Annotated in this window: 26 protein-coding genes and 1 pseudogene; 23 read left to right on the top strand and 4 right to left on the bottom strand. The window is 52.6% G+C overall.

Annotation, left to right across the window (positions count from 1 at the left end; genetic code table 11):
• Positions 1–143 precede the first annotated feature (143 nt).
• From Q0R57_RS12975 to Q0R57_RS12940, 8 genes are all read left to right on the top strand, one after another.
• A complete protein-coding gene (locus tag Q0R57_RS12975) occupies positions 144–368 on the top strand; it encodes a hypothetical protein (RefSeq protein ID WP_294748470.1) in 225 nt (74 codons plus the stop codon).
• Positions 369–371: 3 nt separating this feature from the next.
• Positions 372–572, top strand: coding sequence for a hypothetical protein (locus Q0R57_RS12970; protein ID WP_294748467.1), 201 nt, complete (start codon positions 372–374; stop codon positions 570–572).
• Positions 573–635: 63 nt separating this feature from the next.
• The gene (locus tag Q0R57_RS12965; RefSeq protein ID WP_294748464.1) at positions 636–1610 is read left to right on the top strand and encodes a DnaB-like helicase C-terminal domain-containing protein; all 975 of its coding nucleotides are present in this window, start codon (positions 636–638) and stop codon (positions 1608–1610) included.
• 74 nt (positions 1611–1684) lie between these two features.
• Complete coding sequence (locus tag Q0R57_RS12960; protein WP_294748462.1) at positions 1685–2263, top strand: hypothetical protein; 579 nt, start codon at positions 1685–1687, stop codon at positions 2261–2263.
• A gap of 30 nt (positions 2264–2293) precedes the next feature.
• On the top strand, positions 2294–3559 hold the full coding sequence (gene ftsZ / locus Q0R57_RS12955) for a cell division protein FtsZ (RefSeq protein ID WP_294748459.1): 1266 nt from the start codon (positions 2294–2296) through the stop codon (positions 3557–3559).
• 95 nt (positions 3560–3654) lie between these two features.
• Positions 3655–4380, top strand: a complete 726-nt coding sequence (locus Q0R57_RS12950) for a DUF2461 domain-containing protein (protein WP_294748456.1) — start codon at positions 3655–3657, stop codon at positions 4378–4380.
• A gap of 2 nt (positions 4381–4382) precedes the next feature.
• Positions 4383–5165, top strand: coding sequence for an ADP-ribosylglycohydrolase family protein (locus Q0R57_RS12945; RefSeq protein WP_294748453.1), 783 nt, complete (start codon positions 4383–4385; stop codon positions 5163–5165).
• 41 nt (positions 5166–5206) lie between these two features.
• Positions 5207–6079 (top strand): DUF4886 domain-containing protein, encoded by an 873-nt coding sequence (locus Q0R57_RS12940; protein WP_294748449.1) that lies wholly within the window; start codon positions 5207–5209, stop codon positions 6077–6079.
• Between the two features lie 82 nt (positions 6080–6161).
• Here Q0R57_RS12940 and Q0R57_RS12935 read toward each other — a convergent pair whose 3' ends face one another.
• The gene (locus tag Q0R57_RS12935; RefSeq protein ID WP_294748446.1) at positions 6162–6569 is read right to left on the bottom strand and encodes a DUF3127 domain-containing protein; all 408 of its coding nucleotides are present in this window, start codon (positions 6567–6569) and stop codon (positions 6162–6164) included.
• A 160-nt stretch (positions 6570–6729) separates the two neighbouring features.
• Here Q0R57_RS12935 and dnaN point away from each other — a divergent pair, with 160 nt between their 5' ends.
• The 10 genes and pseudogenes from dnaN (at position 6730) to Q0R57_RS12885 (ending at position 19450) form a co-directional block, all read left to right on the top strand.
• Positions 6730–7854, top strand: a complete 1125-nt coding sequence (gene dnaN, locus Q0R57_RS12930) for a DNA polymerase III subunit beta (protein ID WP_294748442.1) — start codon at positions 6730–6732, stop codon at positions 7852–7854.
• Positions 7855–7937: 83 nt separating this feature from the next.
• Complete coding sequence (locus tag Q0R57_RS12925) at positions 7938–8804, top strand: 3'-5' exonuclease (RefSeq protein WP_294748439.1); 867 nt, start codon at positions 7938–7940, stop codon at positions 8802–8804.
• Positions 8805–8849: 45 nt separating this feature from the next.
• Positions 8850–10157, top strand: a complete 1308-nt coding sequence (gene coaBC / locus Q0R57_RS12920) for a bifunctional phosphopantothenoylcysteine decarboxylase/phosphopantothenate--cysteine ligase CoaBC (RefSeq protein WP_294748476.1) — start codon at positions 8850–8852, stop codon at positions 10155–10157.
• Positions 10158–10197: 40 nt separating this feature from the next.
• Positions 10198–11106 (top strand): DUF4835 family protein, encoded by a 909-nt coding sequence (locus Q0R57_RS12915; protein WP_294748473.1) that lies wholly within the window; start codon positions 10198–10200, stop codon positions 11104–11106.
• An 18-nt stretch (positions 11107–11124) separates the two neighbouring features.
• Positions 11125–12783: a DNA repair protein RecN gene (gene recN, locus Q0R57_RS12910; protein ID WP_294748436.1), complete on the top strand. Its 1659-nt coding sequence runs from the start codon at positions 11125–11127 to the stop codon at positions 12781–12783.
• 103 nt (positions 12784–12886) lie between these two features.
• Positions 12887–14572, top strand: a complete 1686-nt coding sequence (locus Q0R57_RS12905; RefSeq protein WP_294748433.1) for a tetratricopeptide repeat-containing serine protease family protein — start codon at positions 12887–12889, stop codon at positions 14570–14572.
• Positions 14573–14610: 38 nt separating this feature from the next.
• Positions 14611–15021: pseudogene (locus tag Q0R57_RS12900) on the top strand (MgtC/SapB family protein); the annotation flags it as partial.
• Between the two features lie 152 nt (positions 15022–15173).
• Complete coding sequence (locus Q0R57_RS12895; RefSeq protein ID WP_294748430.1) at positions 15174–17234, top strand: M3 family metallopeptidase; 2061 nt, start codon at positions 15174–15176, stop codon at positions 17232–17234.
• 55 nt (positions 17235–17289) lie between these two features.
• Complete coding sequence (locus Q0R57_RS12890) at positions 17290–17715, top strand: dCMP deaminase family protein (protein ID WP_294748427.1); 426 nt, start codon at positions 17290–17292, stop codon at positions 17713–17715.
• Positions 17716–17746: 31 nt separating this feature from the next.
• The gene (locus tag Q0R57_RS12885; protein WP_294748424.1) at positions 17747–19450 is read left to right on the top strand and encodes a S41 family peptidase; all 1704 of its coding nucleotides are present in this window, start codon (positions 17747–17749) and stop codon (positions 19448–19450) included.
• On the opposite strand, the gene Q0R57_RS12880 is transcribed toward Q0R57_RS12885, so the two are convergent.
• The gene (locus Q0R57_RS12880) at positions 19447–19737 is read right to left on the bottom strand and encodes a DUF721 domain-containing protein (RefSeq protein ID WP_294748421.1); all 291 of its coding nucleotides are present in this window, start codon (positions 19735–19737) and stop codon (positions 19447–19449) included. The genes Q0R57_RS12885 and Q0R57_RS12880 overlap by 4 nt on opposite strands.
• Positions 19730–20956: a DNA replication and repair protein RecF gene (gene recF / locus Q0R57_RS12875; protein ID WP_294748418.1), complete on the bottom strand. Its 1227-nt coding sequence runs from the start codon at positions 20954–20956 to the stop codon at positions 19730–19732. The genes Q0R57_RS12880 and recF overlap by 8 nt, the downstream gene beginning before the upstream one ends.
• A 131-nt stretch (positions 20957–21087) precedes the next feature.
• On the opposite strand from recF, the gene Q0R57_RS12870 reads away from it, so the two are divergent.
• Entirely contained in the window at positions 21088–21774 is a 687-nt protein-coding gene (locus Q0R57_RS12870; RefSeq protein ID WP_294748415.1) for a tetratricopeptide repeat protein, read from the top strand.
• Complete coding sequence (gene ribH, locus Q0R57_RS12865) at positions 21774–22250, top strand: 6,7-dimethyl-8-ribityllumazine synthase (RefSeq protein ID WP_294748412.1); 477 nt, start codon at positions 21774–21776, stop codon at positions 22248–22250. The genes Q0R57_RS12870 and ribH overlap by 1 nt, the downstream gene beginning before the upstream one ends.
• A 77-nt stretch (positions 22251–22327) precedes the next feature.
• Here ribH and Q0R57_RS12860 read toward each other — a convergent pair whose 3' ends face one another.
• A complete protein-coding gene (locus Q0R57_RS12860; RefSeq protein WP_294748409.1) occupies positions 22328–23401 on the bottom strand; it encodes a hypothetical protein in 1074 nt (357 codons plus the stop codon).
• Between the two features lie 224 nt (positions 23402–23625).
• Here Q0R57_RS12860 and Q0R57_RS12855 point away from each other — a divergent pair, with 224 nt between their 5' ends.
• The 3 genes from Q0R57_RS12855 to Q0R57_RS12845 all read left to right on the top strand — a co-directional run.
• Positions 23626–24552: a TraB/GumN family protein gene (locus tag Q0R57_RS12855; RefSeq protein ID WP_294748406.1), complete on the top strand. Its 927-nt coding sequence runs from the start codon at positions 23626–23628 to the stop codon at positions 24550–24552.
• Positions 24553–24641: 89 nt separating this feature from the next.
• On the top strand, positions 24642–25391 hold the full coding sequence (locus Q0R57_RS12850) for an exodeoxyribonuclease III (protein WP_294748403.1): 750 nt from the start codon (positions 24642–24644) through the stop codon (positions 25389–25391).
• A 111-nt stretch (positions 25392–25502) separates the two neighbouring features.
• Positions 25503–26223: MFS transporter (locus tag Q0R57_RS12845; RefSeq protein WP_294748401.1), on the top strand; the 721-nt coding region annotated here is incomplete at its 3' end.

Genomic DNA, 26223 nt, shown 5'->3' with positions numbered 1-26223 from the left:
ATTTCAATTATTTCAAAGAGCGATTAGTCCACTTTAACGGGACAGTAGTGAATTATTATTTTCACAAGGCTTGTGGAGAGAAATGGCTTGGTGGTAAAGATAAATGTGCGTATCTTTGCCTTTGTTTTTAATATTATAGAATTATGACAGATTTTGAGTACATTATCAAGCAAGTGAAAAAGTTTCATTATTCTGGATGGGATGATGAAGAGTTAAGGAAATGTGTGGATATGTTGCCAACGCTAAGCAGAGAGGAACAGTTGACTTTGTATCGGAGCAAGTGGGTTGAACAAGAAAAGGCTCTTAAGGAGGCCATCTTTAATCAGCTGTTCAAAGAGCGGATTGGGGAACGGGACAGGAAGATATAGGCGATGAACGTAGATGAGCTGATTGAGAATCTTCATGACGAAAACGGGTATGGTAAGTTCATCGTTCTGGAAATGAAGGAGCGGTTTGACTCTTTGGACGATCAAGACAAGGTGAAGATTATCGACTGCCTGTCGGCTACGACGAAAGCCAACCAAAAGTGGGCGGAGGGGAAAAAGAAAAAGATGAATAGCGAGAAGAGATAAACCCACCCATACCAGACTATTATGAATAGGAACAAGATAATGAGTGATATTAGCAGTTGCAACATGAAAGATGTGTTGGAGGATTGCCTGCATGAAGTGCAGGCGAATGCAGTAAATATTGAAATACCAGGACTATCTTCCGGATTCTATTTGTTAGATGATTTGATTTGTGGCTTTGAGGCAGGTAAGGTGTATGTGATTGGTGCAAGACCTGCCATGGGTAGAGACACGTTTATGCTGTCAATGATAAGGGACATCACTTTAGAGAGCAAGGCACCCGTGATGCTGTTCTCAACGAATCATAGGAAGTCGGACTTGATATACAGGCTTTTGTCTATTCACTGTGGTATAAATACAACGGGTTTGCAGAGAGGATGGCTTGAGGAACTGGAATGGGATAGGCTCGATAAGGAAGCGCCTACGCTGGTTGATGCGCCATTGTATATTCATGACTGTTTAAACTTGTCGATTAATGAGCTCGAAGATACGGCTCGACAATGCATCAAAGAAAAGGGGATAAAAATAATTTTCATAGACTGTCTGCAGATGATTGTTTTTGATAAAACAGACAGGAATCCATCAGAGAGAATCGCCAAGGTGATGAGTGCGCTGAAACAATTAGCTTATGAGACTGGTATTCCTGTCGTGGTGGGATCGATGATGAACAGATATGTAGATCAAAGGGAAGGACTCTATGGCAAGCGACCTCAACTGGCGGATTTGGCAAACTCCTGTTATATAGAGGAACTGGCTGATGTTATTATGATGGTTTACCGACCAGAGTACTATCAAATCTTTCAAGATGAAGAAGGGCGGGACCTGCATGGACTGATGGAAATCGTTGTGATGAAGAATGCCCAAAGACCTTTAGGCAGCGTATTCCTTGATTATAAGCAGGAAACAGGTGAGTTGAGATTGAAGGAAGGGCCAGTAAAATGGGCTTCGAAGCGTGTCGGACTGAAGGATTTCAAGACGGACAACAAGGCGGTAGAAAGTCTGATTGATACTTTCGACTTGAAAGAAGTTATGCCATTTTAACTGAAAATCGTGTTTTTTCTTCGCAAGCCTTGTGAGCGTTTGGCGGTATCGGAAAATATTCGTACTTTTGCGGCATGAATGAGCAGTGGACGGCGGAAGAGGCGGCTCTGGAGTTGAAGAGACTGGCGGAGCAACTGGTGGCGGCAGACAGGAGAGACCTGCTGCTAAAGGCTATCGGCGTGCCGTTGCTAGAGGAGCTGCGCATCGAGGCGGCACGAGAAAAGCTGTCGCGACTGGTCATCACAGAGGATTATAGGTTTGTGCTGGCCGACTATAATAAAGAGGTGGAGCTGCAACCTGTGCACAAGGCGGTGTATCTGCTGTTTCTTAATCACCCAGAGGGTATCGAGTTCAAACGACTGGCGGACCATAGGCAGGAGCTGCTGGACCTCTATATGAAGACAGCCCGCTGGATGGATAAGGAGAAGATAGAGGAGAGTGTGGATAAGCTGGTGAACCCACTGGACAACGCCATCAACGAGAAATGCTCGAGAATCAAGAAGGTGTTTCTGGACATGATGGATGAATACAGGGCGAACTACTACATCATCAGCAGTCATACGCAGAAGCATATTGCAGGACGTGTGTGGTACGAAAGGCTGAAGGTAATTACGCTGCCAAGAGAACTTGTGGAAATTAGAGTTGAAAATTGAGAGTTGAAAGTTGAAAGATGAAAAGTGAATATGGATGAGAATGAGATACTGAAACAGTTTGTGATGCCCATCGAGGACAAGATGCAAGGCATCATCAAGGTGATTGGCGTAGGCGGAGGCGGATGTAATGCCGTCAGGAATATGTACGAGGCCAAGGTGCCTGGCGTGACCTATGCCGTGCTGAATACGGATAGTCAGTCGCTGTCGCGTTCACCTGTACCCGTCAAGATTCAGCTGGGCCCCTCTGGACTGGGTGCTGGAGGTAATCCTGAGATGGGAAAGAGCGAGGCAGAGACGACGGTGTCAGACATACAGAAGCTGTTGAGTGACGGCACGAAGATGGTGTTTGTGACGGCAGGTATGGGTGGTGGCACAGGTACAGGTGCTGCTCCTGTGGTGGCTGGCGTGGCCAAGGAGATGGGGCTGCTGACGGTAGGTGTGGTGACTATTCCTTTCTATTTTGAGAAGAAAAGGAAAATTATCAAAGCGCTGAAGGGTGTGGAAAAACTGCGCCAGAACGTTGACGCCCTGCTAATAGTGAACAACGAACGCCTGTGTGACGTATATGCCGACGCGGATATCTCGATGAAGGAGGCTTTCCTCAGGGCCGACAATATCCTGATGGATGCCGTGAGGGGTATCTCAGAACTTATCGTGCTGCCCAGTGATGGTGGTATCAAGAGTGACTTCCGCGATGTGGAGACGACGATGAGAAATGGTGGCGGCGCCATCATGGCGATGGGACGGGCCAGCGGAGTGCATCGTGTGGAGAAGGCCATCCTGAACGCCCTCGACTCGCCACTCATCTATGGCAACGACATAGGCAAGGCCAAGCGTATCCTCTTTAATATCTATGCCAGCGATGAGCATCCTATCTTTGTGCGTGAACTGCAGGAGATTGATGATTTCTTCGACCAGCTGGACCCAAACATCGACGTAATATGGGGTACGGCAACTGACAATACGCTGGGTGAGGATGCAAAGGTGACGATTCTGGCTACAGGCATGGAGGAGGATAAAGAAAAGTGGGAACAGATAAACGTCACTCAGAAAGACGACGCCTATTACGAGGAACTGATTCCTCAGCTCTATAAGCCTGTTCCTAATACAATAGGCGATATGATAGGGCAGAATCAGGAGCCGTCTTTTGAGGTGGAACCTGCACCTGAGCCAGAGCCTGCCGTTGTGCCTGAGCCAGAACCTCAGCCAGAGGAACCAGCGCCAACACCTAAGGAGCCAACGTTGTTGGAGAGACTGAAACGATGGTTAGATTCTTTTGTGGATGGAGAGAATTGAAATGGGTTGGCGCACATTATTTTAATATTTCTATTGAAATATTTGGGCAGCTCAGAAATTCTTCATAATTTTGCAGAGATATTAAAGTAGAAGATATGGACGCAAAAAGAATACTGAAGTACCTGCGCCAGCTGGCGAAAAACAATAACAGGGAGTGGTACCTGGAGCATAAACAGGAGTATGACGCCATCAGGGCGGACTTTGAACAGGGGGTGCAGCAGGCCATCGTGAAGATTGCCTCGTTTGACCCTACGATAGCGCACCTGACGGTGAAGGACTGCACGTACCGCTTTTATCGCGACACGCGATTCTCGAACGATAAGTCGCCCTACAAGAACCACTTGGGCGCCTATATCGCCGCCCATGGCAAGAAGGCGCTGCACGGGGGCTACTACCTGCACCTGGAGCCTGGACATTGCATGGTGGCCTGCGGCAACTACTGGCTGCCCACCAACATCCTGACCTCGTGTCGCAATGAGATCATGGCGAATACGGAGGAGTGGCTGCGCTGTGTGAGGAGTGAGGCGTTTCTGAAATACTTTGGTAATCCTGAGCCCAAGAGCTTTACAACGCCCACGGACGTGTCGAGCTGGGACCAGCCGCAGGGCTTCGGACTGGAGCGTCTGAAGACCTGTCCCGCGGGCTTCCCTCGCGACTGGCCTTACGTGGACTATCTGCGCCAGAAGGACTACTGCTGCTGGCATCAGGTGGCTGACGACTTCTATCAGGGCAACGACTGGCTGGACGCCATCGAGCCCATGCTGCGTGCCGCCAAACCTATGATGGACATGATGAACAGCGTGATTGACGATTACGAATAGTTATGGAAAAGATAAAGATGTTAGGTGCCGTGGTGGGCGATATTATCGGGTCGGTGTATGAGTTCCGGAACGTGAAGACGACGGACTTTGAGCTGTTTCCGAAAGGTAGCAGGTTTACGGATGACTCGGTGATGACGCTGGCTGTGGCGAAATGGCTGACGGAAGATAAACGGCATACTGCAGAGGGGCTGACGGCCTGTATGCAGGAGCTGGGACGAAGGCATGAGGATGCGGGCTACGGCGGACGATTCCTGGGATGGCTCTGGGAGGAGAACCCTCAGCCATATAACAGCTGGGGCAACGGGGCTGGCATGAGGGTGAGTCCTGTGGGGCTGTATGCGAAGACGCTGGACGAGGCGCTGGCGCTGGCAGAGATTACAGCGTCGGTGAGTCATAATCACCCTGAGGGGGTGAAGGGCGCGCAGGCCATTGCCACGAGTGTGTTTCTGGCGAAAGAGGGCAAGTCGAAGCAGGAGATCAAGGCGTATGTGGAGCAGACGTTTGGCTACGACCTGGACAGGACGACGGCGGAGATTCGTCCAAGCTATCACTTCGACGTGTCGTGTCAGGGTAGTGTGCCAGAGGCTATCATCGCCTTCCTTGAGGGCAACTCGTTTGAGGAGGTGATTCGTCTGGCTGTCTCATTAGGTGGCGACTCTGACACCATCGGCGCTATGGCTGGGGCTATCGCAGCGTGTGTGTATCCCATTCCAGGGGAAATGGCAGAAAAGTGCTATGAGATTTTGACGGAAGACCTGCGTCAAATTTTGGTAAAATTTGAATAAGGTGAAAGGTGAAAAGTGAAAAGTGAAAGGTGAAAGGTGAAATGATGAAAAGGATATATTTGTTTTTGCTATTTGCGCTGATGGCGGTGACGGCAGGCGCACAGGAGAAGAAGGACACGCTGAAGGTGCTGGCCATTGGTAACTCGTTTTCGGAGGATGCTGTGGAGCAGTATCTATGGGAACTGGGTCAGGAGGCTGGCGTGGAGATGATCATCGGTAATGCGTATCGCGGCGGATGGAGTCTGGCAGGACACTGGAACGACGCGAGGAACAGGGCCGCCGACACGGAATATAGAAAGGTGGTGGACGGCGAGAAGACGAACATGGGGAAATACACGCTGAAGGGCATCATCACTGACGAGCCGTGGGACGTGATAACCCTGCAGCAGGTGAGTCAGGAGTCGGGTCAGCCTGCCAGCTACGAGCCTGGGCTGAGTCTGATGATAGGTTACGTGACGGCGCTGGCGACGGACTCGGTGAGGCTGGGCTTCCACCAGACGTGGGCCTATGCGCAGGACTCGGAGCACAAGGGTTTTGCACGCTATAACAACAACCAATATATGATGTATCAGAGCATCACGACGGCAGTGAAGCTGGCGATGCAGTATCACAAGGGCGACCTGACATTCTATGTGCCCTCGGGAACGGCTATTCAGAACGCGCGCACCTCGCTGTTGGCCACCACGAAGACCAACGATAATGCGGTGAACCGCGAGCTGACACGTGACGGCTACCACCTGAACTACACGATAGGACGATATATCGTGGCGTGCACGTGGTTTGAGGTGATGACAGGCAAGAGCGTGGTGGGAATGAAGTTCCGACCCAAGGGTATGGCGCAGGGACTGGCGACGATAGCACAGCGGGCTGCACATGCGGCGGTGATGGCTCCGACGACGGTAACGCCTATTTAAGGGTGAAGGGTGAAGGGTGAAAGGTGAAGGGATAAAAAAATGCATCAGGGAACTGATGCATTTTTGTTTGTTTGTGTCATTCTTAGAAGGGGAGGTCATCGGCTGGGGCCTCACCAGGAGCAGGCTCCTGAGCAGGGGGGAAGGGAGCTGCGGCAGCCTGAGGAGCGGCATCCTGAGCGGGAGCGAAGGGTGTGGCAGCGGGAACGGCGCCAGCCACCTGGCCGCGGAGGATGTTGTAGGCGCGGATCTCGTTGAACCAGCGACCGTTGTACTCGTGAGCGTCGATGTCGAACTGAACGGTGATCTCCTCACCGGCCTGAATATTGAACTGCTTGATGCGGTCTTCGCCGAAGATGCGGAAGAGCATCTTACGGGGGTACTGACCTGGCACCTCAATGACGTATTCCTGACTCATCCAAGGGTTGCCTGTGCGCGCAGACACTCCACTGTTTGCCTGAAGAATGGCAATGACTTTTCCTGTTAAATCCATGTTGATGAAATGTTATTATTGTTTGTATTTTTGTCAAATCGCTGGCGAAATTACTAAAATAGTTTGAAAACAAGCAATTTTTTCGCAAATATTTTGCTTATAACACACTTTTTTCGTATTTTTGTGGCTCAAAACGAAAATAACAAACAATATTTATAATATGAGATTTACCGTATCAAGCACAGCATTGAGCAGTCGGCTGACAGCTCTGTCGAGAGTAATCAATAGTAAGAACTCGTTGCCCATACTGGGTGACTTCCTGTTCGAAGTGGTAGAAGGACGCCTGAATCTGACGGCATCAGACAGCGAGGTGATGATGAAAACATCGCTCGAGCTGACTGAGACTGACGGCGATGGCCGTTTCTGCGTGGGTAACCACGACCTGCTGGAGGCCGTGAAGGGCATCAGCGAGCAGCCTATCACCTTCGACGTGGACCAGAGTGGCAACATTGCCAAGATCAGTTACCAGAATGGTATGTTCTCGCTGCCCGTGGAGAACGCTGACGAGTTCCCACAGCCGCAGCAGGTGGGCGAGGGTGCTAACACCATCAACATTGCTACGCCCCTGCTGGCCGAGAATATCAACCGCTCGCTGTTTGCAACGGCTCAGGACGAGCTGCGCCCCGTGATGAACGGCATCTACTTCGACCTGACACCTGACTATCTGGCTGTGGTGGCCAGCGACGGTCATAAGCTGGTGCGCAACAAGGTGCTGAACATCAAGAGCGAGCAGCCTGCCGCCTTTATCCTGCCAAAGAAGCCCGCCACACTGCTGAAGAACGTGCTGGGCAAGCAGGGTGGTGACGTGGTGATCCGCTTCGACGAGCGCAACGCCGAGATCAACTTCGAGGAGGGCACCATCATCTGCCGTCTGATCGAGGGTCGCTATCCCAACTATAACTCCGTGATTCCGCAGAGCAACCCCAACCAGTTGACGGTGGACCGTCTGGGACTGCTGGCAGCCCTGCGTCGCGTGCAGCCTTTCTCTAACGACTCGAGCAACCTGATTCGCTTCCATGTGGAGAACGGCACGCTGCAGCTGGATGCTGAGGACTACGACTTCTCGAAGACCGCTACTGAGAAGATGTCGTGCGAATATAACGGTATGCCGATGAGCATTGGCTTCAAGGGCTCGTCGTTCATCGAGATACTGAGCAACTTCGAGTGCGAGCAGGTGAACATCCAGTTGGCTGACCCCAGCCGCGCTGGCTTGGTGCTGCCCTCAGAGCAGCCTGAGGGTCAGGATGTGCTGATGCTGATGATGCCGATGCTGATTAATGACTAAGAGGTGAAAGGTGAAACGTGAAAGGTGAAACGTGAAAGGTGAAACGTGAAAGTTGAAAGTTGAAAGTTGAAAGTTGAAAGTTCATGAAACTGAATTTAAATAAGCCACTGGTCGTCTTCGATTTGGAGACGACCGGTCTTGATTTGGTCAAGGACCGAATCATACAGATATCATATATTAAGGTGACACCCGACGGTAAGGAAGAGCGTGGCGACCACCTGATAAACCCCGAGTGCGAGATACTGCCTATCATCACACAGTTGACAGGCATCTCTAACGAGGACGTGAAGGACAAACCCACCTTCAAGCAGCTGGCAAAGACGCTGGCCGAGAAGTTTATGGGTTGCGACTTTGCTGGCTTTAACTCGAACAACTTCGACATCCCCCTGTTGGCAGAGGAGTTCCTGAGGGCCGGCATCGACTTCGACTTCTCGAAGTGCCGACTCATCGACGCCTGCACCATCTTCAGGAAGATGGAGCGCCGCAACCTGGCCTCGGCCTATAAGTTCTACTGCGGTAGGAAGATGGAGGAGGACTTCGAGGCCCACCGTGCCGACCAGGATACGGAGGCTACCTACAGGGTGCTGATGGGACAGCTGGACTACTATACCGAGGAGAAGCAGCGCGAGCTGGGCGAAGACCCAGAGGGTCGTGTGCTGCAGAACGATATGGACTGTCTGGCGCAGTTCTCGAAGGCCAACAATAACGTGGACTTCGCAGGCCGCATCGTATGGGGTGAGGCGAAGGACGCCAAGGGTAACACCATCGTAGATGCCGAGGGCAATCCTGTGATGACGGAGTACTTCAACTTTGGTAAGCACAAGGGAAAGACGGTGGCTGAGGTGCTGCGCTTCGATCCTGGTTACTATGCCTGGATTCTGGCTGGTGACTTTACCTATAACACCAAGCAGGTGCTGACGAGGATTCGTCTGCGCGAAGCACAGAAGTAAGGTGAAAGGTGAAGGGTGAAAGGTGAAATTTGCTAACGCATGAGTATGCTGAAGGGAAAGAAAATAGTACTGGGAATAACGGGCTCGATAGCAGCCTATAAGTCGTGCCTGATAATCCGCGAGCTGGTGAAGCGCGGCGCTGAGGTGCAGGTGGTTATCACGCCTGCTGGTAAGGAGTTTATAACCCCCATCACGCTGTCGGCGCTGACGCAGAAGCCTGTCATCAGCGACTTCTTCTCACAGCGTGACGGCACGTGGCACTCGCATGTGGCGCTGGGCCTCTGGGCTGACGCCATGCTGATAGCTCCCTGTACCGCTTCGACACTGGGTAAGATGGCTTATGGTATTGCTGATAATATGTTGATTACCACGTATTTGTCGATGAAGGCTCCAGTATTCATTGCGCCAGCGATGGACTTGGATATGTATGCCCATCCCACCACTCAGCAGAATATGGAACGTCTAAAGAGTTTCGGCAATATCATCATTGAACCGCAGAGCGGATTCTTAGCTTCTGGTCTGGAAGGCAAGGGTAGGATGGAGGAGCCGGAACGCATCGTTGAGTATCTCGAGAAGGCACTCGGCGAGCAGGCAGATGCGAATCGCAAGTTGGCTGGTAAGAAGATACTGATTACTGCCGGCCCCACCTACGAGAAGATAGACCCCGTGCGATTCATTGGCAACTACTCAAGTGGTAAGATGGGTTTCGCGCTGGCTGAGGAGTGTGCACGCCGCGGTGCTGAGGTCACGCTGATAGCAGGACCCGTCAACTCTCAACTCTCAATTCTTCGCTCGGCTTCGCCGCTTGGCTCGTCCAAGAATTCTCAACTGATTCGAAGAATCGACGTGGAGAGCTGTCAGGAGATGTACGACGCTGCCGTGAAGGCTTTTCCTGAGATGGATGCCGCCATTCTCTGTGCCGCTGTAGCCGACTTCCGTCCTGCGGAGGTGGCCAGCGAGAAGATCAAGAGGGAGAAGCCTACCCCCGACCCCTCCCAAAAAGGAGGGGAGGATGTGATGACACTGAGTTTGGTGCCTAACCCTGACATTGCCGCCGAGCTGGGACGTATGAAACGTGAGGGTCAGGTGATGGTAGGCTTTGCCCTGGAAACCAACGACGAGGAGCAGAACGCCCAGCATAAGCTGGAGAAGAAGAACCTGGACTTCATCGTGCTGAACAGTCTGCGCAACGAAGGCACCTGTTTCAAGAGCGACGAGAACCAGATCTCGATCATCTCGCGTGAGGGACAGAAGGACTACGACAAGAAACCCAAGAGCGAGGTGGCTCGTGATATTGTGAATGAACTCAGTAGACTGGTGGAAAGTGGAAAGAGGAAAGTGGAAAGAGAATAGAATGAGATTTATGAAACGAATTGGAATAATAGATCCACGAATGAGAATAATAGGTCTTGTATCTGTTATCCTTTTTACCTTTTTACCTTTAACCGCTGGGGCACAGGAGCTGCAGGCGAAGATCAATATCAACAGTCAGCAGGTGCAAGGCACGGACAAGTCGGTGTTTGAGAACCTGAAGGAGACGCTGGAGCGCTTTATCAACGAGCAACAGTGGACAGCCCTGCAGTTTCAGGAGAACGAGCGTATCCAGTGCACGTTTAACATCACCGTGTCGAAGTACGATGCTGGCAGCAACCGTTTTACGTGTAATGCCCTGATACAGGCCAGCCGTCCTGTGTATAACTCGGCCTACAACACCACCCTGTATAACAACAGGGACAAAAACTTCGACTTCGACTTTGCCGAGTTCGACCAGCTGAACTTCAACGAGGATATGATAGACAACCAGCTGGTGGCGCTCTGTGCCTACTATGCCTATCTGATTATCGGCCTCGACCTCGACAGCTTCTCGCCGATGGGTGGTACCGATGTGCTGCAGCGTTGCATGAACCTGGTGAACAACGCCCAGCAGCTGGACTTCGTAGGATGGAAGTCGTTTGAGGACTCACGCAACCGCTTCGCCATCGTCAACGACTATCTCGACGAGGCCATGAAGCCGTTCCGTCAGTTGCAGTACGACTACTACCGCAATGGACTTGACGAGATGGCGCAGAACGTGGAGCGTGGTCGCACTAACGTGACGACAGCCCTCGAGACGCAGTTGAAGCAGGCCCATGACGACAAGCCCCTGAGTCTGTTGCCGCAGATATGGCTGGACTATAAGAAGGACGAGCTGGCGAATATCTACAAGGGTAAAGGTACACAGAAGGAAAAGGAATCGGTCTATGAGTTGCTCATGGGCATCAGCGCCTCGCAGAGCTCTTCGTGGGACAAGATCAGACAATAAAGTGAAGAAAGAACTTATATGCTTAGGCAACTATATATTAGGAACTATGCGCTGATTGACGAGCTCGATATGGAGTTTCGCAGCGGCTTCTCTGTGATGACAGGTGAGACAGGTGCTGGTAAGAGCATCATCCTGGGCGCCATAGGACTGCTGCTGGGACAGCGTGCCGACTCGAAGACGGTGAAGATGGGTACGGAGAAATGTGTCATCGAGGCCCATTTCGACCTGTCGCGCTACGGCATGCAGCCGTTTTTCGAGGAAAACGATATCGAGTTTGACGCCAACGACACCATCATCCGTCGTGAGCTGACGTCAGCAGGCAAGAGCCGTGCGTTTATCAACGACACCCCTGTGGCGCTGACGATGCTCAAGGAGTTGGGTGAGCGTCTGGTTGATGTGCACTCGCAGCACCAGAACCTGCTGTTGAACAAGCAGGACTTCCAGCTGAATGTGGTCGATGTCATAGCGCAGGACACCAAGGAGCTGGACGACTACCAGCAGGCTTTCGTGCGCTATCACGACCTGAAGAAAGAAGAGGAACGCGTGCGCCAGGAGATAGAACAAGGACGACAGGCACAGGACTTCCTGCAGTTCCAGTATGAGGAGCTGACCAACGCCAAACTCGTGGAAGGCGAACAGGAAGAGCTGGAGCAGCGTAGCGAGACGATGACCCACAGCGAGGATATCAAGACAGCCCTCTATGAAGCTGAGAACGCCCTTCAGGGTGATGAACGCAGCATCGTGGGCAGTCTGAAGAAGGCTACCTCCGCCTTGCAGGGCATCGAGCGCGTTTATCCCGATGTGGCTGAGTTGGCAGAGCGTCTTAACAGCTGTTATATTGAGCTGAAGGATGTGGCCAGTGAGGTCAGCGGCGCTTTGGAAGATGTGGACTTCGACCCTGCTGAGCTCGATAGCGTGAATGCCCGTCTTGACAAGATCTACGACTTAGAGAAGAAATATAAGGTGGAGAGCGTGGACGAGCTGATAGCCCTGCAGCAGGACCTGGGTCGCAAGCTCTCGAACATTGAGAATAGCGACGAGGCGCTGGCCGAGTTGGAGCGACAGGCTGCCGCCGCCATGAAGGAGGCGCAGGCTAAGGCCGACGTGCTGACGAAGATGCGAAAGCAGGCTGCCAAGACCATAGAGCAACAGATGCAGAGTCGCCTGGTACCGCTGGGGATGCCTCATGTGCGCTTCCAAATTGTCATCGAGTCGTCGCCGCTCAGTCGTGATGGTCAGGATAACGTGTCGTTCCTGTTCAGCGCCAACACCTCTACCCCCTTGCAACCTGTGTCGCAGGTGGCCTCGGGTGGTGAGATAGCCCGTGTGATGCTGTCGCTGAAGGCGATGATTAGTGGTACGGTGAAGTTGCCTACGATCATCTTCGACGAGATAGATACTGGCGTCAGCGGAAAGATTGCCGAGCAGATGGCGCAGATGATGGCTGAGATGGGTCGCAACGAACGACAGGTCATCAGCATCACCCACCTGCCGCAGATTGCCGCCCTGGGCACTACACATTATAAAGTGTACAAGGAGGAGACGCCACAAGGTACTACCAGTCACATGCAGATGTTGACTGACGACGAGCGAGTAGGGGAGATTGCCCAGATGCTCAGTGGTAGTGATGTGACGGAGGCGGCCATCCAGAATGCCAAGGAACTTTTGAGAAGGTGAAAGGTGAAGGGTGAAAGGTGAAGGGTGAAAGGTGAAGGGTGAAAGGTGAAGGGTGAAAGGTGAAGGGAGAATAGTAAATAAAGAAAAAAAGGAAATTCACGATATGAGAAAGATATTGTCTGGAAGGGTTTTAAGGTTGGTAATAGGTGTTTTTTACCTTTTTGCCTTTTTACCTTTATCGGCCCAGCCCTCGTGGGTGAAGAAAGCCTCGAAGTCGGTGGTGATGGTGAAGACCTTCAATGCTGATGGTACATTGCTGGGCAGCGCCTGTGGCTTCTACGTCACCAACGACGGTGTGGTGCTCAGCAGCTTTGCTCCCTTCAAGGGTGCCCAGCGTGCTGTGGTCATTGATGCTGGCGGCAAGGAGTTGCCTGTGGAGTATATCCTTGGTGCCAACGAGACCTATGATGTGGCAAAGTTCCGCGTGACGAAGAGTAAGACGCAGCCCCTGACTGTCTCCACCACCAAGCTCGCTGTCGACGAGAAGGCGTGGTTGTTGCCCTATCTCGACCAGAAAACGGTACAGGGTGAGGTGACTAAGGCCGAGACCTTTAGTGGCGACTATGCCTACTATACGTTGACGCTGAAGATGACAGACCAGATGGTGGGTGCGCCCCTGATGAACGAGCAAGGGCAGGTGGTAGGACTGATGCAGCAGCCTGGTGGCGACGCCACGCAGAGCTATGCCGTGAGTGCCGTCTTTGCTGACAGTCTGAAGCTCAACGGCCTGAGCATCAACGACCCCACCTTACGTTCTATAGCCATCAAGAAAGCCCTCCCCGACGATGTGGACCAGGCCCTGCTCACCCTCTATATGGGTGGTCAGTCGCAGGACTCGCTGTCTTATGTGCAGCTCATCGAGGACTTTATCCAGAAGTTCCCCAATCATCCTGACGGCTACACCTATCGTGCCCAGCTGTTGGCTGATGGCTTGCGTTTTGCCGATGCCGACCGCGACATGCAGAAGGCGCTGAAGGTGGCAGAGCATCCTGACGAGGTGCACTACGCCTATTCGCGACTGATGCTTCAGAAGGTGGTGTTCCTGCCCGAGGAGCCCTACGACGCGTGGACCTTCGACCGTGCTTTCGACGAGGCTGGCGAGGCCTATCGTCAGAACCCGCTGCCCGTCTATCGTCAGCAGCAGGCTGCCGTGCGTTATATGCAGAAGAACTACGACGAGGCCTATGACATCTACGAGAGTCTGTTCTCGTCGTCGCTGCGTTCTGCCGAGCTGTTCTATACCGCCTCGCTGTGTAAGCAGCAACTAAAAGACACCACCGCCCAGCTGGCGCTGATGGACAGTTGTGTGGCGCAGTTCAATAAGCCTTATCTCAAGGAGGCAGCACCCTATCTGCTGGGTCGTGCCCAGCTGCTGATGGATATGGGTTGCTATCGTCAGGCCGTCACCGACCTCAACGACTACGAGTCGCTGATGGCGGCACAGGTCAACTCCAACTTCTATTATATGCGCTATCGTGCCGAGGTCGAAGGTCGTCTGTACCAGCAAGCCTTGAACGATATCGAGAAAGCTATCACCATGACGCCCCAGTCTGACCTCTATTACTCTGAGAAGGCCGCGCTGCTGGTGCGTGTGGGCTATTTCGACGACGCTATCGAGACGGCGAAGATCTGCATCCAGCTGGCTCCCGATCATAGCGACGGCTATCTGTTTATGGGTTTGGCACAGTGTCTCAAGGGCGAGAAGGCCGAAGGTGTGAAGAACCTTCAGAAGGCCAAGGAGCTGGGTGATGCCCAGGCCGACGACCTCATAGAGAAATACTCCAAATAACCATCCTCCCTTCACCCTTCACCCTTCACCTTTCAATTATGAGTTGGCAATACATCTTACCCATTTTCATAGGCGCCCTCTTAGGAGGTGCCATTGGTTTAGAACGCGAGTATCGTTCCAAGGAGGCAGGCTTCCGCACCCATTTCCTTGTGGGTCTCGGCTCCGCGTTGTTCATGGTGCTGTCTATGCACGGCTTCGACGGCTTTGAGGGTCAGCCTGGCGTTATCATCCAGCGCGACCCAGCCCGTATGGCGGCGCAGGTGGTCAGCGGCATCGGCTTCATTGGTGCAGGTACCATCATCTTCCAGAAGAATGTGGTGAAGGGTCTCACTACTGCTGCTGGCCTGTGGGTCACCTCTGCCATCGGAATGGCTGCAGGTGTTGAGATGTATGATGTGGCTGTGGCGGCTACAGTGATGGTGCTGGTTTGTCTCGAGGCGATGAACTTCCTGCATCACCGTGTGTTCAAACACTGGCATCGAGAGTATGATGCTGACGAGAAGCAACCATAAAAAAGACCTGCAGACTGCAAAAAAATCTCAATAATGACGTTTATTCATGAAAAATTTGTACTTTTGCACGCAGAAAGTAATATAGAGCAATGAATGAACAGATAGAGAAGCGGAGAAATCCCTTTTTTGAACCTTATAATACGCCTCACGATACGGCACCTTTCGACCGTATCCGTCTGGAGGACTATGAGGAAGCCTTCATGGAGGGCATCCGTCGTGACAACGAGCAGATAGAGAAGACTATCAACAACCCCGAGAAGCCCACCTTCGACAATACTATTATCAGTAAGGAGGATGAGCCTGATGGTTATTACGACCTGCTGGACCGTGTGTCGACGGTGTTTTTTAACCTGCTGAGTGCTGAGACCAACGACGAGATGGACGCTCTGGCTCAGAAGATGCAGCCCATACTGACGCAGCATGCCAATGACGTACGACTGAACGAGAAGCTGTTTGAGCGTATCAAGTATGTGCATCGTCACCACCGCAAGCTGACACCTGAGGAGCGGATGCTGCTCAACAACTGCTACGACGGTTTTGTGCGTAGTGGTGCCCTGCTCGACAAGGCAGGCAAGAAGAAGTTGCGCCAACTCACCGAGGAGGCCAGCGTCCTGTCGCTGCAGTTCTCGCAGAACCTGCTCAAGGAGAACAAAGCCTTCACCCTGCATATCACAGATGAGAAGCAGTTGGACGGACTGCCCCAGAGTGCCATCGAGGCTGCTGCCGAAGAGGCTCGCCAGCGTGAGCAGGATGGGTGGGTGTTTACTCTCGACTATCCCTCGTATGTGCCGTTTATGACCTACAGCACGCAGCGCGACCTTCGCCAGCAGATGTATATGGCGAAGAACACCGAGTGTATTCACGACAACGACTTCAACAATCTTGAGATATGCAAACGCCTTATCAACCTGCGTCGTGAGATAGCCCAGCTGTTGGGCTTCAAGACCTTTGCCGACTATAAGTTGAAGCACCGTATGGCAGGCAATGTGAAGAACGTTTACAAGCTGCTCAACGACTTGGTGGATGCTTATAAGCCTACGGCACTCAAGGAGAAGGAGGAATTGAAGAAGATGTCGAAGACAGGCGAAATAAAGCAATGGGACTCGGCCTTTTATACGCACAAGCTTCAGTTGAAGAAATACAACCTTGATGCTGAGATGCTGCGTCCTTACTTCCAGTTGGACAAGGTTATCGACGGTGTCTTCGGACTGGCCAACAAGCTCTATGGCATTACCTTCAAGGAGAACAAGGACATACCCGTTTATCACCCTGATGTGAAGGCCTACGAGGTGTTCGACAAGGACGGCTCATTCCTGGCTGTGTTCTATGCCGACTTCCACCCCCGCAAGGGTAAGCAGGGTGGGGCATGGATGACCCAGTATCAGGGACAGTATATCGACAGGCAGGGCGTGAATGTGCGTCCCCATGTTTCTGTGGTGATGAACCTCACGAAGCCTACGGCAGAGAAGCCTTCGCTGCTGACGCTGGGCGAGGTGGAGACCTTCCTCCACGAGTTTGGTCACTCGCTGCACGGCATGTTTGCCAACACCCGTTTCGAGAGTCTCAGTGGTACCAATGTGTGGTGGGACTTTGTGGAGCTGCCCTCGCAGTTCATGGAGAACTACTCCGTGGAGAAGGAGTTCCTGCGCACCTTTGCCTTCCACTATCAGACGGGCGAGCCCCTGCCTGACGAACTCATCCGCCGCATTGTGAAGAGTCGCAACTTCATGGCGGCAACAGGTTGCCTGCGCCAGGTGTCGTTTGGTCTGCTCGATATGGCCTACTACACCAAGAAGGATGAGTTTACTGACGACATCATCCCCTTCGAGAAGAAGGCGTGGAAGAAAGCCATCTTGGGCAAACAGCTGCCCGACACCTGTATGACGGTGCAGTTCTCGCATATCATGGCAGGCGGTTATGCTGCAGGCTACTATAGTTATAAGTGGGCCGAGGTGCTCGATGCCGACGCCTTCTCAGTATTCAAGAAGGAAGGTATCTTTAATCAGCAGACGGCTCAGCGTTTTCGTGATGAAGTACTCTCAAAGGGAGGTACAGAGAACCCGATGGTGCTCTATAAGCGCTTCCGTGGTGGCGAGCCTACCATCGATGCCCTGCTGAAGAGAAACGGGATAAAGAAGGGTGAAAGGTGAAGGGTGAAAGGTGAAGGGTGAAAGGTAAAAAAGTAAAAAATAAAACCGTCGCTATATGAACGAGAAACAACAAAAGCTCGATAGTCGCTATCTGCGCATGGCCCGCATCTGGGCCGAGAACTCATACTGCGTGCGCCGTCAGGTTGGTGCGCTGGTGGTCAAGGACAAGATGATTATCAGCGACGGCTACAACGGCACGCCTACAGGTTTCGAGAATGTGTGCGAGGACGAGAACAACGTGTCGAAGCCCTACGTGCTGCATGCTGAGGCCAACGCCATCACGAAGTTGGCGCGGAGTAACAACAACAGCGACGGTGCCACCATCTATATCACCGCCTCGCCCTGTATCGAGTGTGCCAAGCTCATCATCCAGTCAGGCATCAAACGTGTGGTCTATGGCGAGAAATACCGCCTCGACGACGGCATCAAACTGCTGGAGCGTGCTGGCATCGAAGTGGTTTTTATGGAAGTTGAAAGTTGAAAGGTGAAAGTTGAAAATTGAAAGTTGAGCGATGAGTAACAAAAATAGATTATCACCCTTATGGTTGGCGCTGGCTGTGGTGATTGGTATCGCCATCGGCACGTTCTATGCCCATCACTTTTCGGGCAACAGGCTGAGCATCATCAATTCGGGCAGCAACAAACTGAATAACCTGCTCTATATCATTGACGACCAGTATGTCGATACCATCGATATGGCCGACCTGGTGGAGCAGGCTATGCCCCAGATTCTGGCAGAGCTTGACCCGCATTCCACCTATATCTCGGCGAAGGATGTGCAGACCGCCAATGACGACCTGCGCGGCTCGTTCTCGGGTGTGGGTATCGAGTTTGTGATTCGTCACGACACCCTGCGTGTGCAGAACGTCATCAGCGAGGGTCCTGCCGAGCAGGCTGGCGTGCTGGCTGGCGATAAGATTGTCACCGTTGACGACTCGATGTTTACTGGTAAGAGCCTGACCAACGAGGAGGCTATGCATCGCCTGAAGGGTCCTCAGGGCACCAAAGTGAAGCTGGGCATCCTGCGCTATGGCGAGAGCGATCTGCGCTATGTCACTGTGACGCGTGGTGAGATTCCTATGAAGAGTGTCACCGCTGCCTATATGCTCGATGACGAGACGGGTTATATCAAGATCAAGAACTTTGGCGAGAACACCTACTACGAGGTGCTGGTGGCACTGGCTCAGTTGGCCCAGGAGGGCTTCCATCAGCTCACCATCGACCTGCGCGGCAACACTGGCGGCTATCTGCAGTCGGCTGTGCAGATTGCCAACGAGTTTCTGCCTAAGAACATGTTGATAGTCTATACCGAGGGTCGTCGCTCACCCCGTGAGGAGTTCCGCAGCGATGGTCGCGGCAGCTATCAGAAGATGCCGTTGGTGGTCCTCATCGACGAGGGCTCAGCCTCTGCCAGCGAGATTCTTTCTGGCGCCATCCAGGACAACGATCGCGGCACCATCATCGGACGCCGTTCCTTTGGCAAGGGCTTGGTTCAGAAGCCTGTGGAGTTTGGCGACGGTTCTATGATGCGTCTCACCATCGCCCGCTACTACACACCGTCGGGCCGCTGCATCCAAAAGCCCTACACCAACGGTATGAACAAGGACTACGAGGAAGACCTGCTGGCACGCTATCAGCATGGTGAGTTCTTCTCGCAGGACAGCATCAAGCACGAGGGTCCTGAGTATCATACTGGCAATGGTCGTGTGGTCTATGGCGGAGGCGGCATCACCCCCGATATCTTCGTGCCTGAGGACACCACCGACTATACCTCTTATTATAAGGAGGCATCGCTCTCAGGACTCATTCTGCAGTTTGGCTACGACTATACCGACCAGAACCGCGACAAACTGAAGGAGTACGACGATGAGGCGTCGCTGCTGAAATATATCAAGAAGCAGAATCTGGTGGAGCAGTTTGCGCAGTATGCCGACAAGCACGGTCTGAAGCGTCGCAACCTCATGATTCAGAAGTCGCGCCGTTTGCTGGAGCAGTATATCTACAGTCGTGTCATCTATAACATGCTGAGCGAGGAGGCGTGGTTGCAGTATCTCAACGAGGACGACCCCGCCATCAAGGAGACTCTGCGTATCTTCAAGGCCGATGAGGCCTTCCCCAAGTCTCCTGATTTGATTGATAAGAAACAAAAGAAAGTGTCTATGACCTACGACTATCGGTCTGTTCACCGATCCTATTCAGTCATAGCTCGCGCTTAACAGAATCTTATGTCGGCAATCACCTGGTTGCCGACATATTTGTTTAACAGGTCCACAAACTCCTGTCGGCGCATGCTCAGGTCGGCCCTCAGCGCTGGTACCCGCAGTCTGACGAAGAGCGTCTGGTTGCGTATGCTCACCTCGGTGGTATAGCGGGCAATGGCCTCGCCAGCCACTACGGGCCACGCCTCTATGAGTCGCTTCTGCAGTAGCGGCGTCTCCAGTCCCTGAGCGCGCAGGTTACGCAGTATCAGGTCGTGTATGGCTTGTTCCCGTCTCTTAAACATATATCTCTCCGTCTTTTACCTGATAAAGCTTGTAGTCAAAATCGCCGTGCTTCAGTATCTGGTCTATGTGTTCGCGGTTGGTGTCAGTAATAAAGATCTGCCCAAACTGGTCGCTGGCCACTAACTTCACAATCTGCTCCACTCGCTGCGCATCCAACTTGTCGAAAATGTCGTCAAGCAAAAGGATAGGCATTCTTTCGTCATCGTCTATTCTCTTTCCACTTTCCTCTTTGACCTTCAGTCTAGTCTGCTCTCGCTCGGCATAGCTCAAACAATTTCTTGCGTCCCTTCGGTAGCAAGCGGTATAACCGAGCGGGCTCTGCTCTCGCTTACTCGCAGCCTTCCACTTTCCACTTAATATATGATACTGTGCCAACTTCAGAGCGATGACGAAGGTCTTCTGCTGACCCTGACTGCCCTCGCGCCGCATGGGGTGTCCGTCGATGGTGATCTCCAGGTCGTCACGATGGATGCCGTGCAGAGAGTAGCCCACGGCGCGGTCCTTGAAGCGGTCGCGCTGGATAACCTCCAGCAGCGGTCCGCGCTGACAGTGTGACGTATAGCTCAGCGACACCTCTTCGTGGCCGCCAGAGATGGTTTGGTAGAACTGTTGAAACAGAGGTATGAGGCTTTCCACGAAGTCCTTACGTTTGGCGTAGATCAGCTCGCCCTCGCGCGCCATCTGCTCCTCCCACAGCGCCAGGATGTCTGGGTCGGGCTCCTGGTCTTCGTTCTTCAGCATGGCGTTGCGCTGCATCAGCGCTTTGTTATAGCGGTTCAGCGCCTCTATATAGGTGCGGTCCAGCTGTGCGATGACCACATCCATCAGTCTGCGTCGCTCCTCGCTGCTGCCCTCAATTAGGTACGAGTCGGCAGGCGCTATCAGCACGATGGGTATCAGTCCAATATGTTCCGACAGTCGCTGATACGCCTTCTTGTCACGCTTAAACACCTTCTTCGACCCTCTTTTCATCCCACAAGAAATGACAAAATCCTCATATACCCCTTCGAGCATAAAGAACTCCTCGTTATGCCGAATGGCGAGCGAGTCCTGTGTGGTTTGAGCCGAGTGACAGAACGACAGGAAGTACACGGCGTCGAGCACGTTGGTCTTGCCTGCTCCGTTGTGACCTATGAAGCAGTTGATTTTAGGCGACAACTCCAGTGTTGCCTCCCTGATATTCTTATAGTTAATGATGGAAAGACGCTCTAATCTCATATATTTTGGTGCAAAATTACTGCTTTTAAGGCTTAAAAACAAAAAAAGTCGGCAATAAATTTCACTATGTGCAATATTTTCTGTAATTTTGCGCCCGCAATTAATATACGAATCTAAAAACAAAAAGTATAATGGCAGAATTAAACAACAAAAATGCTGCTCCTAACTTTAGCGAGCAGAACAAGCACGAGGCACTCGTCCTCAAGTACAAGAACGTAATCATTGGTGGCATCGTGGCCCTTATCGTTGGTATCGCAGTAGGCTTCTTCGTAAAGAACTGCAGCAACGAGAAGTTCACCACAGCCAGCACTGATATGGCTAAGGCACAGGAATACTTCGCCAGCGCCGTGATGGGCAACGACTCTGTGTTGTTCCAGAAGGCCCTCAATGGCGACAGCATCAATGCTGGTTTCCTCACCATCATCGAGCAGGACGGCTCTGGTGATGTGGTCAACATTGCCAAGCTCTATGCTGGTATCTGCTATGCTCGTCTGGGCAACCTGCAGGAGGCTGCCAGCTATCTGGAGCAGTACGACGCTAAGGACGACGAGATGGTATCTCCTGCCGCTCTGGGTGCCCTGGGTAATGTGAAGGCTTCTCTGGGTCAGCTCGACGAGGCTGTTGCTACCCTCATCAAGGCTGCTGATAAGGCCGACAACAACGCCCTCTCTCCCCAGTTCCTGATTCAGGCTGGTGAGATTCTTGAGAGTCAGGGCAAGAAGGCAGAGGCTCTGGAACTCTACGAGCGCATCAAGGCTAAGTACACCGACTGGCAGCGCTACAACACCATCGATAACTACATCGAGCGCGTGAAGTAATGGCTACTGCTCTTCATAATCTGAGTGACTACGACTTCAACGCCGTTCCCGATGCGTCGAACATGATTTTCGGCATCGTCGTGGCCGAGTGGAACCCTGAGATTACGGGTGCCCTCTTGGAAGGCTGCGTCGCCACACTTGAGAAGCATGGTGCTCTGCCCGAGAATATCCATGTGAAGACCGTTCCGGGCTCGTTCGAGCTCATCTACGGTGCCCGTCAGATGACCCTCAACGACGGCTACGATGCCGTCATCATCCTGGGCTGCGTCATTCGTGGCGAGACTCCCCACTTCGATTATATCTGCCAAGGCGTCACAGCCGGCATCGCCCGTCTCAACGTCACCAGCAATATCCCTGTGGTCTATGGTCTCCTTACCACCAACGACATGCAGCAGGCTAAGGACCGTGCTGGCGGCAAGTATGGCAACAAGGGCGATGAGTGTGCCATTGTAGCCATCAAAATGGCTAAGTTCTAAGTGAACACACCTAATTAAATATAAAGAGGTCTCAGCGTTGTGCCGAGACCTCTTTTTTTGTGTCGTTATGCGTGGGCTTACTGTTTTACGAAGCTCACCTTCTGTCCTTTTCTTATCCTGTCCCATTGCGAGTCGGTGAAGGTCACCGTCAGCGTGTCGCCCTGCAGGATGATGCGTCCGCCAATGGGCAGTCCCTCGCCGTCAGTCGCCGTATAGTCCAGTCCTACGTCGCTGACTGTGCCGATGCCGTCGTCCAGGAAGGTCGTCATGCGAAACAGGCTCATATCCACGTTATACTTGCCGTCCTGTCGTCTGTAGGTAATGTCCAGGCAGGGCTCGTTGTTCTCCACATCGACGTATGAGCCCACGTAGGGCAGGTACAGCTTCTTGATGTCGCCAGCACTCACGGTGCCGTCGTCAGCCAGCGTCAGCGTCGTCGTCAGCGTGGGCATCTGCTCGTAGTTCAGCACCAGTCCTGTGGTGTATTTCACCCCAGGCACCACGATTACCTTCGGACTCTCGCCGCCGATGTCGAACATCAGCTGTTCGCCTATCCACACCGCGCTCTCGTCGTCAAATCCCCCCATGCTGTCCGTCATCTGGTCCTTAATGGTGGCTATCTGCTCTCCGTCGGCATAGAGTGTCAGCAACTGTTCGTCGGTGGTGTAGCTCAGTCGTGGTGCCAGCGCCTGCTGCACGTCGTAGGGGGCTATCTGCGCTGCTATGTAGGCCGTGCTGTCGTCGCGGAATCTCACCTTGTATAGTCGTTCCACTTGCACCCCAGTGCCCTCCATCTCGCTGCTGGTAATCCACAGGTCGCCCGTCTTTGCGTCGTAGCGAGCCAGTGGCTCCCTAGTGTTGCGTATGGTGGGCAGCGTTGTCTTCTTCCCCCCTTTCATCACCATCATGCCGAAGCCCTCTGTGGGTGTCTGGTCTGCCTTGTCCAGTCCCCACACGCTGATGCTGTTCACCGAGTCGTACATCACCGAGTGCATGCTCACCTTCGTCGCCTGCTCCAGGGCCTGCGCTACGTTCGTAGGCATCGCCTCGGCCTCCTGCTGCTCCAGCGTGCCCCTCACGGCCTGTCTGCCTGTGCATCCTGCTGTCAGCAGAGCCACGGCACAGCTCATCATCCAGATTCTTTTCTTCATATCCTTTTCAGATTTAGACTGCAAAATTACAAAAAAAAATCTTTCTTCCTTCATTTAATGAGGCCAAGATAGTATTCTTCACTTTATTTAAGAAGGCAAGTAGCCTGTAATTTGTGGAAAATGATTAACTTTGCGCACAATTTTGTAATACGGCAGACGATATGTCAAAGACAACAGTATAGAATACACAGATACTAAAGGTAAAGACAAAAAATAAACAAACTATGAACAAGAAACTTATCTTAACTCCACTGCTTTTCATGGCAGCTATCGTGACAACCAACGCCCAGCTCATGTTCCGTATCAGCGGTGGCAGGCTGGAAAAACCTTCTTACATCTTAGGCTCGATGCATGTACTATCCGGCGACCTGCTCGACAGCATCCCAGCCTTTCTGGCAGCCGAGAACCAATGTCAGCAGTTGTTCGTGGAGACAGACGTTACCGACCAGCAAAACAAAAAGGAAAGACAATCCGCAGGCCAACAGTTGATGGCACTGCCCGACGGCAAAATCATCTCCGACATCTTGGGTGAAGAGAATATGTCTATTCTGCAGAAAAGGATGAAGGAGACGTGCCACGTCGATCTGGCCGATTCAGCAGCAAAAGATTACCTGCACTATCAGCCTTTCCTTTTTACATTCTCACTCAATATGATGATTCAGGTTGAGGCCTTACAGAAATACCCTGCCATGCGTAACGGCAACATGATGGATGGGGCCTGTATAAAAAGGGCCAAAGCCCGCGGATGGAAAGTCGGCAATCTCGACCAGCAAATAACGCCTGAAGAACAGGCAAAAATCAAAGAGACAATGACGCCCATCGACGAGCAGGCCGATTCGCTCATGGCACTCCTCAACAACTTCGACGAGCGCCGACAGAAAATACTGAAATATTTTGAGGGGGAGCAGAATATGGGCGACTATTGGTCTGCGGGCGACTACGAAGGCTTTGAGCGTTTCATGAAGCCTGAGAACGAGGCAAGCCCTGCCCTCTATGCCGAGCGCAACAAGAAGTGGGTGCCTATCATCATCGAAGCCATCAAGGAGATGCCCACACTCTTTGTCTTCGGCGCCGGCCACCTGACTGGTCCGGACGGTGTCGTCCGAATGCTCCGCGATGCAGGCTATAAAGTGGAACAGTTGAAATGGTGAAAAAGAACGTTTTTTTTCAAAATATTTGGAGAATCGGAATAAATAGATTACTTTTGTGGCATGAACGAAGACATAAGGGAAACTGACTGATGAGACTGATTTCTTGGAACGTAAACGGACTGAGGGCTTGCGAGGGCAAGGGCTTCAGCGATATATTCCGTGAGTTGGATGCGGACTTCTTCTGTCTGCAGGAGACAAAGATGCAGGAGGGACAGCTGGACCTGCAGTTCGAGGGCTATGAGTCGTACTGGAACTATGCCGAGAAGAAAGGCTATAGCGGTACGGCCATCTTCACGAAGCACAAGCCGCTGAACGTGACCTATGGCATAGGCATAGACCTGCACGACCATGAGGGCAGGGTGGTGACGCTGGAGATGGCGGACTTCTTCTTGGTGTGCTGTTATACGCCCAACTCGCAGGACGGCCTGAAGCGGCTGGAGTACAGAATGTCGTGGGAGGATGACTTCCGCAATTACCTGAAGGGACTGGACGCGCAGAAGCCCGTGATACTGTGTGGCGACCTGAACGTGGCTCATGAGGAGATAGACCTGAAGAACCCGAAGTCGAACCGCATGAACGCGGGCTTTACGGACGAGGAGCGCCAGAAGTTCAGCGACCTGCTGGCCAGCGGCTTTACAGACACCTTCCGATGGAAATATCCTGAGCAGGTGACGTACTCGTGGTGGTCGTACCGCTTCCAGGCGCGACAGAAGAACGCGGGGTGGCGTATCGACTATTTTGTCACCTCGGATCGTCTGCGTGAACGTATCGTGGATGCGAATATTCATACGGAGATTATGGGCTCGGACCATTGTCCGGTGGAACTTGTTCTTAAGTGAGGAAAGAGGAAAGTGGAAAGTGGAAAGAGGATAGACTGAAGGTGAAAAAGTAAAAAGGTAAAAAAACGAGTGAGTAAGAGTTTTTTATATTTTATTTGCGCCGTATCGGCGATGGGTGGACTGCTGTTTGGCTACGACTGGGTGGTGATAGGCGGCGCGAAACCCTTCTATGAGCTTTATTTCGGCATCACGGACTCGCCTGTGATGCAGGGTGTGGCTATGTCGACGGCCCTGGTGGGCTGTCTGGTGGGAGCGATGGTGGCTGGTGCCGCTGCTGACAGGTGGGGGCGTAAGCCGCTGCTGACGACGGCTGCGGTGCTGTTTACGGTGAGTGCCGTGGGTACGGGTCTGTTTAATGACTTCACCCTGTTTAATATAGCCCGTTTTGTGGGTGGCATAGGCATCGGCGTGGCCTCGGCCCTGTCGCCGATGTATATCGCTGAGGTGAGTCCTGCGAACATCCGCGGACGACTGGTGAGCCTGAACCAGATGACGATAGTGCTGGGCATCCTGGCGGCGCAGATAGTCAACATGCTGCTGGCCCGCGACACCAGCGTGGTGGCGGAGCAGGCGTGGAACGTGGCCTGGGGCTGGCGCTGGATGTTCTGGGCCGAAACGCTGCCTGCGGCGCTGTTCTTGGTGATGAGCTTGTTTATACCTGAGAGCCCCGTGTTTAAAAAGTTGAAAGTTGAAAGCGGAAAGTTGAAAGTTAATAAGCAAGAAGAAGGACTGAAAGAGCTGATGAAAGGGCGCTATGCGCGGGTGCTGGTGCTGGGACTGGTGATTGCCGTGTTCCAGCAGTGGTGCGGCACGAACGTCATCTTCAACTACG

Origin of the sequence: uncultured Prevotella sp. (genome assembly GCF_946407605.1) — a bacterium.
Taxonomy (GTDB): Bacteria; Bacteroidota; Bacteroidia; order Bacteroidales; family Bacteroidaceae; genus Prevotella.
This window is presented reverse-complemented; position numbering and strand designations above follow the sequence as displayed.